At 72.5% G+C, this 13,821-nt stretch carries 11 protein-coding genes; 2 read left to right on the forward strand and 9 right to left on the reverse strand.

From position 1 onward, the window contains the following. The first annotated feature begins 119 nt into the window (after positions 1–119). Positions 120–782 (forward strand): hypothetical protein, encoded by a 663-nt coding sequence (locus ACWGIF_RS16035; RefSeq protein ID WP_453497044.1) that lies wholly within the window; start codon positions 120–122, stop codon positions 780–782. After that, entirely contained in the window at positions 782–1,993 is a 1,212-nt protein-coding gene (locus ACWGIF_RS16040) for an MFS transporter (protein ID WP_453497047.1), read from the forward strand. Before ACWGIF_RS16035 ends, ACWGIF_RS16040 begins: the two co-directional genes overlap by 1 nt. A gap of 167 nt (positions 1,994–2,160) precedes the next feature. Here the strand turns inward: ACWGIF_RS16040 and ACWGIF_RS16045 are convergent, their stop codons facing one another. The 9 genes from ACWGIF_RS16045 to asnB all read right to left on the reverse strand — a co-directional run bounded on the left by ACWGIF_RS16045 (position 2,161) and on the right by asnB (position 12,367). Continuing rightward, positions 2,161–3,333 carry a hypothetical protein gene (locus ACWGIF_RS16045; protein WP_453497050.1) on the reverse strand — a complete coding sequence of 391 codons (1,173 nt, stop codon included), beginning with the start codon at positions 3,331–3,333 and terminating at the stop codon, positions 2,161–2,163. Between the two features lie 54 nt (positions 3,334–3,387). Then, complete coding sequence (locus ACWGIF_RS16050) at positions 3,388–4,449, reverse strand: hypothetical protein (RefSeq protein WP_453497053.1); 1,062 nt, start codon at positions 4,447–4,449, stop codon at positions 3,388–3,390. After that, entirely contained in the window at positions 4,446–5,333 is an 888-nt protein-coding gene (locus ACWGIF_RS16055) for a TauD/TfdA family dioxygenase (protein WP_453497056.1), read from the reverse strand. The genes ACWGIF_RS16050 and ACWGIF_RS16055 overlap by 4 nt, the downstream gene beginning before the upstream one ends. 1 nt (position 5,334) lies before the next feature. Continuing rightward, positions 5,335–6,603 carry an ATP-binding protein gene (locus tag ACWGIF_RS16060; RefSeq protein ID WP_453497059.1) on the reverse strand — a complete coding sequence of 423 codons (1,269 nt, stop codon included), beginning with the start codon at positions 6,601–6,603 and terminating at the stop codon, positions 5,335–5,337. A 64-nt stretch (positions 6,604–6,667) separates the two neighbouring features. Continuing rightward, entirely contained in the window at positions 6,668–7,420 is a 753-nt protein-coding gene (locus ACWGIF_RS16065) for a metallophosphoesterase (RefSeq protein WP_453497062.1), read from the reverse strand. Then, positions 7,417–8,529: a phosphonopyruvate decarboxylase gene (gene aepY, locus ACWGIF_RS16070; protein ID WP_453497065.1), complete on the reverse strand. Its 1,113-nt coding sequence runs from the start codon at positions 8,527–8,529 to the stop codon at positions 7,417–7,419. Before aepY ends, ACWGIF_RS16065 begins: the two co-directional genes overlap by 4 nt. After that, positions 8,526–9,380, reverse strand: a complete 855-nt coding sequence (locus ACWGIF_RS16075) for an isocitrate lyase/phosphoenolpyruvate mutase family protein (RefSeq protein ID WP_453497068.1) — start codon at positions 9,378–9,380, stop codon at positions 8,526–8,528. The genes aepY and ACWGIF_RS16075 overlap by 4 nt, the downstream gene beginning before the upstream one ends. Beyond that, positions 9,377–10,075, reverse strand: coding sequence for a class I SAM-dependent methyltransferase (locus ACWGIF_RS16080; protein WP_453497071.1), 699 nt, complete (start codon positions 10,073–10,075; stop codon positions 9,377–9,379). The genes ACWGIF_RS16075 and ACWGIF_RS16080 overlap by 4 nt, the downstream gene beginning before the upstream one ends. A 93-nt stretch (positions 10,076–10,168) precedes the next feature. Then, the gene (asnB, locus tag ACWGIF_RS16085; protein WP_453497074.1) at positions 10,169–12,367 is read right to left on the reverse strand and encodes an asparagine synthase (glutamine-hydrolyzing); all 2,199 of its coding nucleotides are present in this window, start codon (positions 12,365–12,367) and stop codon (positions 10,169–10,171) included. Positions 12,368–13,821 lie beyond the last annotated feature (1,454 nt).

The following is a 13,821-nucleotide window of genomic DNA, read 5'->3' on the forward strand; positions in this document are numbered from 1 at the left end:
AGGACGCTGCGGGGCGTGGTCCGGGATCTGCGTCGCAGGCTCCGGGCCGCGCGACTGACTTCCGTACGGCGTCGGCCCGTGCGGAGATGAGAAGGGAAACGAACCACATGATCATTGCGATGGACGGACCCGACGGGGCGGGCAAGAGCACACAGGTCAAGCGGTTGGAGAGCTGGGCGCTCGGCCAGGGGCTGTCGTTCCGGGTGGTGGGCAAGTGGCAGGTCTTCGAGGAGGCCCGGGTGCCGCAGGCCCGCTTCCTGCGCGGCTCCTCCCTGGACGAACTCCGGGTCTGCATCGCGGAGATGCCCAACCCGGCGCGGATGCTCTTCCTCGGCTGGCTCAACACGCTCGCCGCGGAGCGCGCCGCCGCGGCGCAGGAGGACGTGGTCATCCTCGACGGCTACTGGATCAAGCACGCCGCCACCGAACTGCTCGCCGGCTGTCCCAAGAACCTCGTGGACGCCATCGTCGAGGCCATGGCGCCGGTGGACATGGTGGTCTTCTTCGACGTCACGCCTGAGGAGGCACTGCGCCGCAAGAAGGGCGACATCACCCCGTACGAGTGCGGCCGGGACCCCGAATGCCGCCCGGAGAGCTTCCTGACCCACCAGGCGGCGGTCCGGGAGGTCATGCTGGAGTGGGCGGACCACCGGGGCTGGGACGTCGTACGGGCGAACACCGCCGAGGCGGCCGCGCAGCAGATGCGCAAGCTCCTGGCGCCGAAGCTGGGGGTGGAGGTCAATCCCCGTCCGCTCGCCGCAGACGGCGCGACCGACCGCTGATGACGGAGACCGAACGCCGGCTCAGGCGCGGCCTGGCCACGGCCCTGTTCGTCCGCTACCTCGGGGCCGGCGGCTGGGCCCCGCTCCAGGTGCTGTTCTTCGTACGCTCCGTCGGCCTCTCGCCGGGCAACGTGATCATGGGGCTGACCGCGGCCGGGCTCGCCGGGCTGGTGGCCGGTCCGGTGGTCGGCCGGCTCGCGGACCGCTTCGGACCCCGCGAGGTGGGCATCGCCGGACTGCTCGCGCAGGCGGGGGCGGCGGCCGCGCTGCTGGCCGTCGACGGGATGGCCGGATTCCTGGTGGTGATCACCCTGATCTCCCTCGGGCGGGGCGCCTTCCCGGCCATCAGCGGGGCGCTGATCGCGTACGTCGGGGGTGAGGACCGGGTCGCGTACCGGGCCCGGATCTACTCCCTGCAGAACCTCGCGATGGTCACCGGCTCGCTGCTCGGCGGACTGGCCCTCCAGGCCGACACCCGCACCGCCTACGTGATCGCGATCCTGGCCGACGTCCTGTCCTACCTGGTGGCCGCGCTGCTCGTGGCTCGGCTGCCGCACCTGCCGCCGGTCCCCCGGGAGCCGACCGCCGGACACGGCTACGCCCTGGCGGACCGGCCGTTCCTCGCCGTCAGCATGCTCGCGGGCGTCATGGTGATGTTCGACGTCTTCATGACGGTGCTGATGCCGGTGTGGATCGCCGAGTACACGGACGCCCCGCGGTGGACGGTCTCGCTGGTCTTCGCCGTCAGCTGCACCCTGGTGGTCCTGTTGCAGACCAGGGTGGCCAAGGGGATCGAGACGCCGCGCCACGGGGCGGTGGCCATGCGGCGCAGCGGCCCGGTGATCGCGGCGGCCATGCTGATCGTCTTCGCCACGGCCCACGTGTCCGGACCCGTCGCGGTGGGGCTGATCGTGCTGGGCACGGTCGCCCTGACCTTCGGGGAGATGCTGTTCACGGCGGGGGAGTACGCCCTGTCCTTCGGGCTGGCGCCCGAGCACGCCCAGGGCGAGTACCAGGGCGTCTTCTCCGTGGGCGTGGGCATCGGCGGCGCGGTGGCACCGGCCGTCCTGAACGCGCTCTGCCTGGTGGCGGGACCGCCGGGCTGGATCGCCCTGGCGTGCCTCATGGTGGCGGCCGGCGCGGCGGTCCCGCCGGTGGCGCGGATCGCCGAACGCGGCCGCACGCCGAGCGAGGTGAAGCCCGCGGCCTGACCCGACCGGCGGCCGGGGCGGCGGCCCTCCCGTCCCCCGGTCCGGGAGGACGACGGGAGCACCCCGGTCCGGGAGGACGACGGGAGGACGCCGGCCCGAACGACGACGGGAGGACGCCGGCCGAAGGACGACGGCAGGACGCCGGCCGAGGGACGACGGCAGGAAGGTCAGCCCCGGGCCGCGACCAGCTGCGCCACCCGGGTCTCGACGCCGGGGTCGAACGAGGCGAACTCGGCCCGGCGGGCCGCCTCCGCCTCGCGGACCGCGTCGAGGACCTTCCCCTTCCACGGGGCGTCCAGGACCAGCCCCCACAGCGGCTCCAGCCGTGCCCCGCGGGTCACTTTGGCCTCGAAGGCGTCACAGCTGAGGTCCAGGGAGCGGTAGCCGTGGGCCGCGGCGTACTCCACCGCCTTGTAGTACGTCAGGTTGAAGTAGAGCTTCGCCTCGCGGCCGATCGAGTCGTCCAGCCCGTGCGAGCGCGCGTACATCGTGCCGCCCCAGAAGAAGAACTGGGTGAAGCCCACCATCCGCTCGCCCTGGTAGGCCGCCAGGATCCGGCACTCCTCGTCGAACAGGCCGGCCTGGAGGGCGAACCGCTCGGATTCCCCCTCGTCCGTCACCGGGTGTCCATACCGCCGCAGGACCTGCGCGGACAGCGGCCCCATGTCCTGGTGGCACTCCGACAGCCTGCGCACCTCGGTGCGGCAGCCGGCCTCGTCGTAGCGCCGCATCTCCAGCCGGCGGGACTTGAACTGGCGTGCCGTGAACCGCTTGCGGTACCCCTCCAGCCCGTCGGGATCGATGTCGAGGACGGCTCCCGCGTCCATCAGCACCAGCTGGTCCGCCGGGCCGAGCAGGGGCAGCAGCCGCTCCACGGACGCGTCGGTGAGGTAGAGCGCGGCCGCCAGGCCGCCCGACCCGGACGCCAGCGACCGCAGCCGCTCCAGCAGCGCCCGCAGCGCGGTCCCGGCCAGCGGCTCCGGGGTCCCCGGGGCGACCAGGGCCTCGCTGGTGTAGCCGAGCCGGGTACCGGCGAGCAGCAGCGGGCGCTCGGGGGAGGCGGGTTCGGCGGCGCCCGGGAAGAGTACCGAGGGGTCGTAGAAGTGCGGGACGGTGCCCGTGAACCGGTGGACGGGAAGTGCCGCCACGGGGCGGCCGCCGGACGAGGCGACCAGGTGCCGGTGGTCGCAGTCGGCCAGTTCCTCGCCGTACTTCAGCCACAGGTGGCTGGAGTACAGGGCGGCGTCACCCGCCAAAACGTCCCACTCCGCGGCCCCGGTGTCGCGTATCGAGGCCAGCTCGGTGAGGTTGACGGTGCCACCGTCCGTGCTCGCCGTCACAGAGGGTCCTTTCAGATCGCGGCCGGTGTCGGACAGCCCCACGGTAGGCGGCGTTCAGGACCGGGCGGGCTCGATGATGCGAAAGTCGGCCATTCCCCGGTCCGCCCGCAGATAGGCCAGCCGGGCGGCCGTCGCGCCGCGCCGCGCGAAGGCTCCGGTCACCTCGGCCGCCACCGCCGCAGGGTCGGCCTGCGGGTCGGTGTCCAGGTGGTCCGACACCACCGTCTGCACGAGGTCCGAGCCGGCGTCGAGGGCCATCCGGTCCGTGAGGGTGACGGTGACGCCGTAGCCGTCGGCCGCGCTCCGGGCGCGCAGCTCCCCGGCCGACAGCAGTTCCCCGTCCGACTCCAGCAGAAGGGCCGTCAGGAACGCCGCCCCGCCCTCGGCGAGGTACGCGGGCAGGCCGTCCAGGACCCGGCGGCCCACTGTGAACCCGTCGGCGCCGCCCTCGTGCGGGGCCTCCCGCCCGGGCGGCGACACGGTGGGCAGGAAGGGGACGTTGGCGATGACGCGGTCGTACGGACCCGCGTCCGCGTCCAGCGCTGAGTACAGATCACCGGTCCGTACCTCGGTCCGCGCGGCGAGGCCGTTGAGCCGCGCGTTCAGCCGGGCCGCGGCCGCCACCTCCGGGAGCAGCTCCACCAGCGTCGCGCAGGCGCCGCGCTGGGCGGCCAGCAGCCCCTGGAACCCCGGCCCGGAACAGAGGTCCAGGACCCGGTCGCCCGGCCGGTAGGTGCCGCGTCTGGCCAGGGCGACCGAGTCGGCCCCGAAGTAGTGGCGCACCGGGAAGGGGCTCGGCGGCTCGGCCAGCAGCCACAGTCCCTGGGACCGGAACAGGGCGACGTCGGCCAGCTGGACCCGGCCGTCCTGCTCCTGCGCCAGCGAGCAGGCCACCAGCTCGGGGACCGCGGCGGTGACCGCCGCGGGCAGCGCGTCGAGGGCCGCGGGCTCGCCGAGCAGGAGGAAGGCGGCCGTCGTGCGCAGCACGCCGTCCAGGCCCCCGACGCCGGCCGCCCAGCGGCGGCGGTCCGGTACGTCGCCGTCGAACCCGGCCAGGAACTCGGCCAGTCCGAGCCGTTCGAGCGCCCGGGTCAGATCGGTGACCGGGTCCGTCATGAGAGGGGCAGTCCGATCCAGGTGCGCAGCATCAGCCGACCGCCGTCGCCGGGCGTCTCCTCATCCTCGAAGGCGGTTCGGCCGTGCACGATCGACCGGTTGTCGATGAAGATCATCTCGCCTGGTTCCAGGCGGCCGTGGGTCTGCATCTCACGCTTGTCCAGCAGCGCGTCGAGCAGGTTCAGCGCCTCGGTCTGCGCGGGTGTCAACGGCGGCACGTGCGGGTGCCGGTGGCCGATCTCGATGTAGTCCCGCAGGTAGTACATCCGCTCCCGGCCGTCCTTGTACTCGAAGACCGGGCGCTGCGTCGTCAGCGGCACACCGGGGGTGTCGTCCCGGGTGTCGAAGTGCACCGGCAGCCGCAGCGTCTCCAGCTCCCGCGGATGGTCCGCCAGCGCCTCCAGCAGGTCGCTGACGTGCACGGTCACCAGCGCGCCGCCGCTGCGCGCCTGGCGGAGGCAGAACAGCGTGAAGATGTCCGGAAGACGGCCCGGCCGGTGCGCGGCGTCGGTGTGCAGGCTGCCGCCCTGGCGGCTGTCGGAGTAGCGGCCGGTCGGGCCCTCGCCGAGCCGCACGCCACGGTCCCGTACGTCGCGCAGCAGGGCCCCGTGTCCGTCCTGCGGCAGCAGGTCGCCGGTCATCCGCGAGACGGCCACGGTGAAGTCGCGGGCCTGCCGCTCGGTCAGGTGGCCCAGCCCCGTCAGGACGAAATAGCCGGGCAGCGCGTCGAGATGGCGCCGCACCAGGTCCTGGAGCGTGGCGTACAGCTCCGGATACCAGTCCTGCCGGCGGTCGGGCTCCGGGGCGGCGGAGACGGCGGTGGCCAGGTCCGGGTCGACGGGTACGCGGACGGTCGAGAAGGGATCATCGGTCTTGGTGTTCATGTCAGACTCCCAGTGCGTGGCTTCCCAGCCGGTCGGGCACCAGGCCCGACTCCCTCAAACACGCGGCTATGTCCTGCGAGCAGTGCGCAACCCCCGTTATCCGGCTGCCTTCCACGGCCCGCAGCACCGCGCCGGCCACCGGCCCGCGGCCGTCGCCCGTGGCGAGGACCTGCGTGACGATGTTGTCCAGCACCACGGGACGCGTCACGTCGAGCGCGCAGTTGTACGTCACGTCCGCCTCGGGCGCCAGGTCGAGGCGTTCCACGCGGCCCGGGCCCCCGAGAAAGAGGCGCGCCTCCAGGCAGTGCACGTCCCGGTCCGCCGTGATCCGTCCCGGAGCGAGCAACGCGCCCTGCGCCAGCTCCACTTGCAGGGCGATCAGGTCCGTCCCGGTCTGCGCCTCGCACATCCGGTAGGCAAGCGGCAGCCGGCCGTTGACCTCCAGGAAGTAGTGCCCGGCCGGGCCCACGATGAACTCCACCGTCGCGACGTTGCGCAGCCCCATGCCGGTGACCAGCCGCGCCGAGTCCGCCCGCATGCGCTCCAGCAGACCGGGCGCGACCCGCTCCACGGGCGAGGCCTCCAGCAGCTTCATGCTGCCCTCGACCAGCAGGCTCTCCCGCTCGCCGAGAGCGACGACGGTACCCGCCGTGTCCACGGCGACGGTCACCCCGACCACCTGGCCCCGCTCGACGTACCGCTCGGCGTACCACCGGGCGTCCCGGTCCCGGGCCACCACCGCGAGCGCCTCCTGCGCCTCCGCCCCGGTACGCAGGATGCGCACGCCCAGCCCCCCGCAGCCGTTCACGGGTTTGAGGATGACGGGCAGGCCGATCTCCTCGACCAGCGCGGTGATGTCGTCGTACCCCGTCGCATGCGGGAGCACCGGCAGCCCCAGCCGCCCGGCCGCGGCGACGGCGTGCTCCTTGTCGCGGGCGGCCGCGAGCACCTGCGCGGACGGGCCGATGAACTCGATGCCGACGGAGGCGAGCCGCTCGGGCAGCTCGGGGTCCTCGGCCAGGGCCCCGTAGCCGGGGTGGACGGCGGCGGCCCCGCACCGCAGGGCCGCCGCGACGATCCGGCCGACGTGGTCGTACGTCTCGGCGAGGCCCTCGCCGTCGAGGTACTCGCAGCCGTCCGCACCCACGGTGTGCAACTGCTGAGGATCGGACATGGCGGCGACGGCGATCGGGGACCATCCGAGCGATCGGAAGGTCTCGACGGCCCGCGCCGCGACCGCACCGCGGTTGGCGATCAGAACTCTTCTCATGGCCTTCTCTCAGTCTCCGGGCAGTGCGGCTACGGGATGAGCGGCGATCCGCCCCCGGACACCCCTAGCCGAGCGCCCGGTAGTGGGTGACCAGGCGCCGCCGGTCGTCGAGGACGTGGAAGGCCAGCCCGGGGGCCAGCTCGTGGTCCACGGGATCCCGCCCCTCCAGGGGGAGCGGAACGGTGGACGCGACACCGGGGCCCACCAGCAGCGGCAGCCCCGCGAACGTGGTGGCCGCCGCGACGTGGGCGTGCCCGCACAACAGCGCCACCACCTGCGGGTGGCCGGCCAGTACGGCGGCCAGCCGCTCCTCGCGGAACTGCCGGACCCGGTCCACGTACGGGGTGTGCAGTTCGACCGGCGGGTGGTGGAAGCAGACGAAGACCGGCAGCCCGGACCGCGGACCGGCCTCACCGGCCAGCGCGTCCTCAAGCCACATGAGCGTGCGGGCGCTCAGCTCCCCCGCGTCGCTGCCCGGAATCGTCGAGTCGCACAGCACGAAGACCCCTCCGGGCAGCCGCACGACCCGGTTCAGCTCGTCGTCCCCGGGCTTCTCGTCGAGCAGCCCGGCCCGGAACGGGCCCCGCCGGTCGTGGTTGCCCGGCAGGACCAGGACGGGCCACGGCAGGTCGTCGAGCAGCGCCCGCGCCTGGTCGTACTCCTCCGCGGTGCCGTGGTCGGCGATGTCGCCGCTGACCAGAACCGCGTCCACGGGACCGGGAATGTCCCGGAGATAGCCCAGCACCCGCTCGGCGCGACGGGTCGCCCGCGCCCCCAAGTCGAGGTGGAGGTCGCTGACATGAGCGATGACGGTCACTTCAGACCCTTCGACGTGTCGGCCGCCGCGGCCTGGAACCGAGCCCTGACCCCGGCGTTGGTGTGCGCCGAGGTTACCCGCGGAGGGGTCGGCCCACCGCGGCCGATGTGCAGCGCCACCAGGTGGGGGCCGGGCAGGCCCGCGATCTCCGCCAGGTGGGCGTCGGCCTGCTTTGCGGTCCGGCACACCCGCCCCGTGCGATACCCGGCCGCCGGCGCCAGCTCGTCCCAGCGCATCGCGGTGTCCCGGGTGCGCTGCCCGCCGGTGGAGTCGTAGACCCCGTTGTCGAGGATCAGGTGCGTCAGGTTCACCGGGCGGCGCTCGCCGGCCAGGGCCAGGCCGCCCAGGTGCATCAGGGCCGCGCCGTCCCCGTCCACGACGACGACCCGCTGGTCGGGGCGGTTCAGCGCGGTGCCCAGGCCCAGGCCGATGGCGTGGCCCATGGAGCCCTGCATATAGAAGGTGCGCGAGTCGTCGCGTACGCCGAAGAGCTCGCGGCTGATCATGCCGGTGGTGCTGTAGACCAGCGCGCCGTCCAGATGCCCCGCGATCGCCTCCACGGCCTCCCGCCGGCTCATCAGCGACTCGTCGGCCACTGCGGCGGGCACGGCGCACGTGTCCACCGTCGACGCCGGGACCAGTACGACGAACGAGCGGCGCTCGGCGCGCTCCCGCGCGGCCCGGTCCAGCAGCGTCTTCAGGCTCTGCTCGGTGGGCTCCAGAATGCCGTGCGCGACGCCCACGGCCTGGAGCACCCCGAGGGTCGCCGCGCCCATGGCGGCGTGGTGCGGCTCGTCGTCCGCCGCGTCGGGCCAGCCGCGCAGGCTCACGAACAGCAGCAGCGGGATCTCGTAGGCCGTCACCAGGGAGGTCAGCGGGTCCAGCAAATTGCCCAGCCCCGAGTTCTGCGCCAGCACCACGGCCGGGACCCCGCCGAGTTCGGCGCCCGCCGCCATCGACAGCGCGATGCCCTCGTGGGGCGCCGGAACGTAACTCCCGCGCTGCTCGAGCAGTGCGAACGGCCCCTTCAGGAAGGAGCAGGGCACCCCGCTGAAGAACCCGAACCCGCGCCGGTCCAGCTCCGCACAGAAGAACTCGGCGCTGATCACGCGCTCCACCCCTCCCACTTGGAGACGCCCGTCAGCCCGAACAGCTCCTTCATCGGCGCGATCCCGTCCTCGACGCCGCCCGTCCCGCCCTGCAGGTGGATCTCGCCCAGGACGTCGCGCATCGCCGTGACCGACGCGCGCAACGCGTGGTTGGCGTAGATCACCATCGACACGCCGGCCTCCTGTGCCTCGGCGAGGTCCCAGTGCGGGTAGGTCGTGGGCACCACCACCACGGGGGTGCGGGCCTGCCAGGACTGCAGGAACTCCAGGATCTCGGCCGGTGTCGGCTTCTTGGAGTGGATGAGGATCGCGTCGGCGCCGGCGTCCGCGTACAGATGGGCGCGGTACAGCGCCTCGTCCATGCCCCGGCCCGCGATGAGCGCCTCGGTACGGGCGACCAGGGTGAAGTCCTCGCTGCGCCGGGCGCGCGCGCCGGCCTCGATGCGTCCGGCGAAGTCCTGCGCGTCCTCCAGGTTCTGGCCGGCGAGGAAGCTGTTGCGCTTGGGGAAGACCTTGTCCTCGAAGCAGACGCCCGCGATGCCGGCCGCCTCGAACTGCTGGACCGTGCGGACGACGTTGATCTTGCCGCCGAATCCGGTGTCGCAGTCGGCCAGCAGGGGAAGCGCCGTGGCCTCGTTGACGTGCGAGGACGCCACGAGCAGTTCGGCCATGGTCAGCAGGCCCAGATCCGGCAGGGCCCGGGACGCCGACAGCTCGAAGCTCGACGCCCACAGTCCGTCGAAGCCGGCCTCCTCCACCAGCAGTGCGGTGAGCGCGTCCCGGGACCCGACGATCCGGGCGATCTCCTTGCGCTCCAGCAACTCGCGCAGTCGCGCCGCCTTCGGCATCATTCCCCCGCCCTCTGCGCGAACCGTCCGTGACGGGCACCCGCCACGTCCTGTCCGGGCGTGTCGAAGACGCAGTGCCAGTGGAAGGAACCCGGCCGCTCGTGCTCCGCGTCGGTGGCGCTGAGCAGCCGGAACCCCTCGTGCAGGCGGACCAGGTCCGCGGCGTCGACGTACAGGTGTGGATGGACCTTGTCGTCCGGCGCGCCGGGCTGGCAGAAGGTGTTGGGGCTGACCTCGTCGCCGCGCCCGTACTCCCCGTTGCGCTTGGAGAGCATCGTGCACTGGTAGACGCCGCCCGGGCGGAGCACGCGGCGTACCTCGGCGAGCACCCTGGCCAGGCCGGCCTCGTCGTTGTGGTAGACCACGTTGAAGGCCAGCACGAGGTCGAAACTCGCGTCCTCGTAGGGCAACTCGGTGAAGTCGGCCACCTCGAAGGCGATGTTCACCCCGCGTTTGGCGCTCTCGTCGAGACCGACGCGGACGGCCTCGGGACTGCGGTCGGTCGCGGAGCTGGCCAGACCCCGCTCCGCGTAGAACAGGGCGTGCCGGCCGACCCCGCAGCCGAGATCCAGTACGTCCTTGGCGCCCAGGGCCTGCAGCCGGGCGGCCTCCTCCACGACCCACGGGTGAGGCCGCGACCAGTCCGCTCGTCCGCCGTCGGTACGCCAGACCTCGTCCCAGTAGAGATGGGCTGTCATCGGGTTGACCTCACTCGTACTCGTGGTTACTTCCGCACATCCACGTCCACATCCGGATGCCGGTACCAAAGGGGGCCGAGCCGCGGCCGCGGCTCAGTTCGCGGCCGTCACCGCGCCGGGGACCACTTCCAGCAGACCGGCTTCGAGGGACTCGTCGAGCAGCGGCCGCATGTCCTCCAGACCGCAGCCGACCGAGGCGACCGCCGAGTCCAGCGGGCGCACCCCGTCGAAGGCGCGCAGCAGCCGCAGCCAGTCGCCGTGGGTGATCTGGTCGATGGTGAAGCGCAGCGCGCCGCCGATCACGACGTACGAGGTCTTCGCCTCGGGCGAGTCGTCCAGGACGAGGACCCCGTCGGCGAGCCGGAGCACGGTCGCCTCCTCGATCCGGGTCTGCGGGAACAGCTCCCGGAGCTCGGGACCTTCGAAGTCGTTCACCCGCACCTCGTACGGCGCCGGGCCGGGAGCCGGGCGGCTGCCGGGCGGGTCGACCGTCATCAGGTCGAGCAGGCCCAGGTTGACGACGCGCAGCAGGAGCTCCACGTGGCCGGAGCTCTGGTCCTGCTCCAGCCGGCGCAGCGTCCGGCGGACATTGGTCCCGTCGAGGTACTGGGCGGCGCGCGGCGAGGACAGCGCCTCCTCGACCAGCTCGTCACCGGCCCCGGCCAGCATGCGGGTGAAGGTCCGGTGGGTGTGCCGGACGCCCTCACCCTCGTAGAAGGCCAGCTTGGGACGGCTGATCACCTCCGGCGGCAGGATGTCACCGACGGCCTCGCGGATGACCTGCTTGTTCCAGAACAGCCGCTTGCGATAGGTGCGGGGCACGCTCGCCAGCAGCTCGATGATGCGGTGGTCCAGGAAGGGCACCCGCGCCTCGACCCCGTTCCCGGAGGCGGTGCGGTCCTCGACCCAGAAGTTGTACTGCTGCATGTCGCGGAACTTCCACGCCAGGTACGAGCCGTACGGATCGTCGACCGCTCCCGGCGCGTACGCGTCCACCGCGGCGTCGCCGAGCAGCGGCAGGTCGGTCTCCTCCCACCAGGCGGACACCGGGGACCGGGTGCCGAGCGCCTTGCGGCGGGCCATCGTGCGCAGGTTGCCGTCGAAGTCGTCCCAGTCGCCGCCTCCCGAGAGGGCGACGCTGTACCCGCCGCTGAACTCGTCGGCGCCGGAACCCAGCAGCATCGCCTTCAGCTCGGGCCGCTCGGAGCGGGCGAAACGGTACATCTCGCTCTTGTAGAACTGCTCCGGTCCGCACTGCGGCGTCTCCATCAGCCACAGCAGGCGCCGCCACTCGTCCGGCGACGGCACCCGGTCGGCGCCGAAGGCCACCTGATGGTGGGGCAGTCCGAGCAGGCCCGCGGTCTCCTGGGCGTACTGGGCGTCCTTGTTGACCACCGTGCTGCCGGTCAGGGCGGAGAAGGTGTGCAGTTCGGTGTGCGCGGACAGGGCGGTGATCGCCGCCGAGTCCAGGCCGCCGCTGAGGAAGACGCCTATCTCGGCGTCGGCGACCAGGCACTCGCGGACCGACGACGCGAGCAGGTCGCCCATGCTCTGCACGAAGAAGCTCTCGGGGAGGTCGCCCGCCTCGGCCGGCGCAGGAAGCTCCCAGTAGCGGTGCACGCGGGTCGCGCCGTCGCGCAGGCCGATACTCATGACGGCGCCCGACGGGACGTGGTCCACGCCCTTGAACCAGGTCACGGGCTCGTCGTCGACCATCACGGGGGCGGCGCTGAGACCCTGGTCCGCGAGCGCGCGCGCCCAGTCCACCTCGCGCGGGCACTCGGGGTGCGCGAAGAGCGCCTTGATCTCCGAACCGAACAGCACGGTGTCGCCGCGGCGGTGCACGAACAGGGGCTTGATGCCGAGCCGGTCCCGGGCCAGCAGCAGCCGCTGCTCGCGCAGGTCGATGACCGCGATGCCGAACATGCCCCGGACGTCGTCCAGGAAGTCGATGCCCTTCTCCAGGTAGAGGTGGAGGAGCACCTCGCAGTCGGATTCGCTGCGGAACCTCGCCCGGCCCTCGAACGTGCGGCGCAGCTCGCGGTGGTTGTAGATCTCGCCGTTGCAGGCGAGGATCACGTTGCCGTCGTCGCTGATGAACGGCTGCCGGCCGCCCTCGGGGTCGATCAGTGCGAGCCGGGTGAAGGACATGCAGGCCTGCGCCGTGTGGTGGAACTGCATGTCGTCGGGGCCGCGGGGGCGCAGCGCACGGGCCATGTCGCGCAGGATCTGGTCCGCGGACCCATCGAGGCCGCTTCCATCGGTGTGAGCGAATCCGGCAATTCCGCACATGTGGCTTCCGATTCCCCTGTGTCTGTGTCTTGGAGCGGAACATGCCACGCCCCCGGTAAGGGGAGGCGTGGCATGTCGTCACCGCTATCGCACGGAAGCGACGATGGTGCCCTGGTCGACCTTCTTGGCCTCCGGCTTGGTGTAAACCTTCATGACGTTCACCTCCTCGATGCCCTGCGGTCTTTGCTGTTGAAGAGCATCCATCCCCCCGGTGTGACGCCGGTGGCGCGCAGGTGGCGCGCGAGCGCCACGCCCCTGCGGTGGGCCGGGAGGGAGTGCGGGGCGGTGCCGGGGCGGAGGGAGCCGGGCGTGCGGGGTCGGGGCGTGCGGCGGGGGCTGCGGGGGGCGGGGGCTGAGGGAGCGGGATCAGGGCCTGGGGCGGGGGCTTCGGTAGGCGGGAACCGGGCGGGCGGGGTCGGGGCGTGCGGCGGGGGCTGCGGGTGGCGGGAGCTGGGCGGGCGGGATCGGGACGTGCGGCGGGGGCTGGGCGTGCGGGGTCGGATCGCACGGCGGGGGCTGCGGGTGGCGGGGGCCGGGCGGGCGGGGCGGGACCTTGCGGCGGGGGCTTCGGTGGGCGGGGGCCGGCTGGGCGGTATCAGAGTGGGTTTGGGGGTTTCCCGTCAGTCTCATCGTCTCTCCGTGTCGGGCCGGTCCCTCAAGGGCGCTCCTGCGTCGCGTCGCTGCGCGATGGCCTGCGGCCACCCTTGACCGACCGTCCCGCCACGGACATACGAAGACCGACGGGAACCCCCCAAAGGAACGGGCCGGCCATTCCCGATCCACAACGGCCCGATCAGCGACCCCCGGGCAGGTCGGGGGGGGTGCATCAAATCGCTACACACTTCCCGGTGATGGCGGCCGGCGCCCGTCTGTGGCCGGACATAGGCCGCCACCGATCGCTACGCGCTCCTCGATGAGGGCGACTGACGGCCGTCTGGGGCTGCTCGGGGCCTGAGAAGGGGGCGGAGGGGCGGATGCTCGGCTCAGCCGAGGTGTACCCCCATCAAGGCGAGGCCCGCATCACAAGGCGACGCCCAGAGTGGGGCAATTAGGGCGATCTGCTGGCCTTTTCGGCCGTCCGCGCCACTAGACCCGGGTACGCATCGGCATAGCCGTTGTCTGCCGCTTTTCCTCCCCCAGGCGGCTGTCAGACGCCGTCATCGAGCACCCCAAGGACCGTGGGCGGCCTATGACCAGCCACAGACAGCCGCCATCCGCCATCACCGGGAAGTGTGTAGCGATCTGACGCGCCTGACCAGCCCAAGACGGATCGCAGACGCCGAGACGTGAGGAGCGCGTGGCGATTTGGGGCGGCTTATGTCCAGCCCCAGGCGGACTGCGGACGCCGAGACGTCAGGAGCGCGTAGCGATTTGATGCGCCCCCCGACCCGGCCGGGGGTCGCTGATCGGGCTGTTGTGGATCAGGAATGGCCGGCCCGTTTCTTTGGGGGTTC

The sequence above is a fragment of the Streptomyces sp. NPDC054849 genome (assembly GCF_053610945.1).

Coding starts and splice junctions, on each gene's coding strand:
- ACWGIF_RS16035 (WP_453497044.1), top strand. CDS start 120: ATGGACGGACCCGACGGGGCGGGCAAGAGCACACAGGTCAAGCGGTTG.
- ACWGIF_RS16040 (WP_453497047.1), top strand. CDS start 782: ATGACGGAGACCGAACGCCGGCTCAGGCGCGGCCTGGCCACGGCCCTG.
- ACWGIF_RS16050 (WP_453497053.1), bottom strand. CDS start 4,449: ATGACGGACCCGGTCACCGATCTGACCCGGGCGCTCGAACGGCTCGGA.
- ACWGIF_RS16055 (WP_453497056.1), bottom strand. CDS start 5,333: ATGAACACCAAGACCGATGATCCCTTCTCGACCGTCCGCGTACCCGTC.
- ACWGIF_RS16060 (WP_453497059.1), bottom strand. CDS start 6,603: ATGAGAAGAGTTCTGATCGCCAACCGCGGTGCGGTCGCGGCGCGGGCC.
- ACWGIF_RS16075 (WP_453497068.1), bottom strand. CDS start 9,380: ATGATGCCGAAGGCGGCGCGACTGCGCGAGTTGCTGGAGCGCAAGGAG.
- ACWGIF_RS16080 (WP_453497071.1), bottom strand. CDS start 10,075: ATGACAGCCCATCTCTACTGGGACGAGGTCTGGCGTACCGACGGCGGA.
- asnB (WP_453497074.1), bottom strand. CDS start 12,367: ATGTGCGGAATTGCCGGATTCGCTCACACCGATGGAAGCGGCCTCGAT.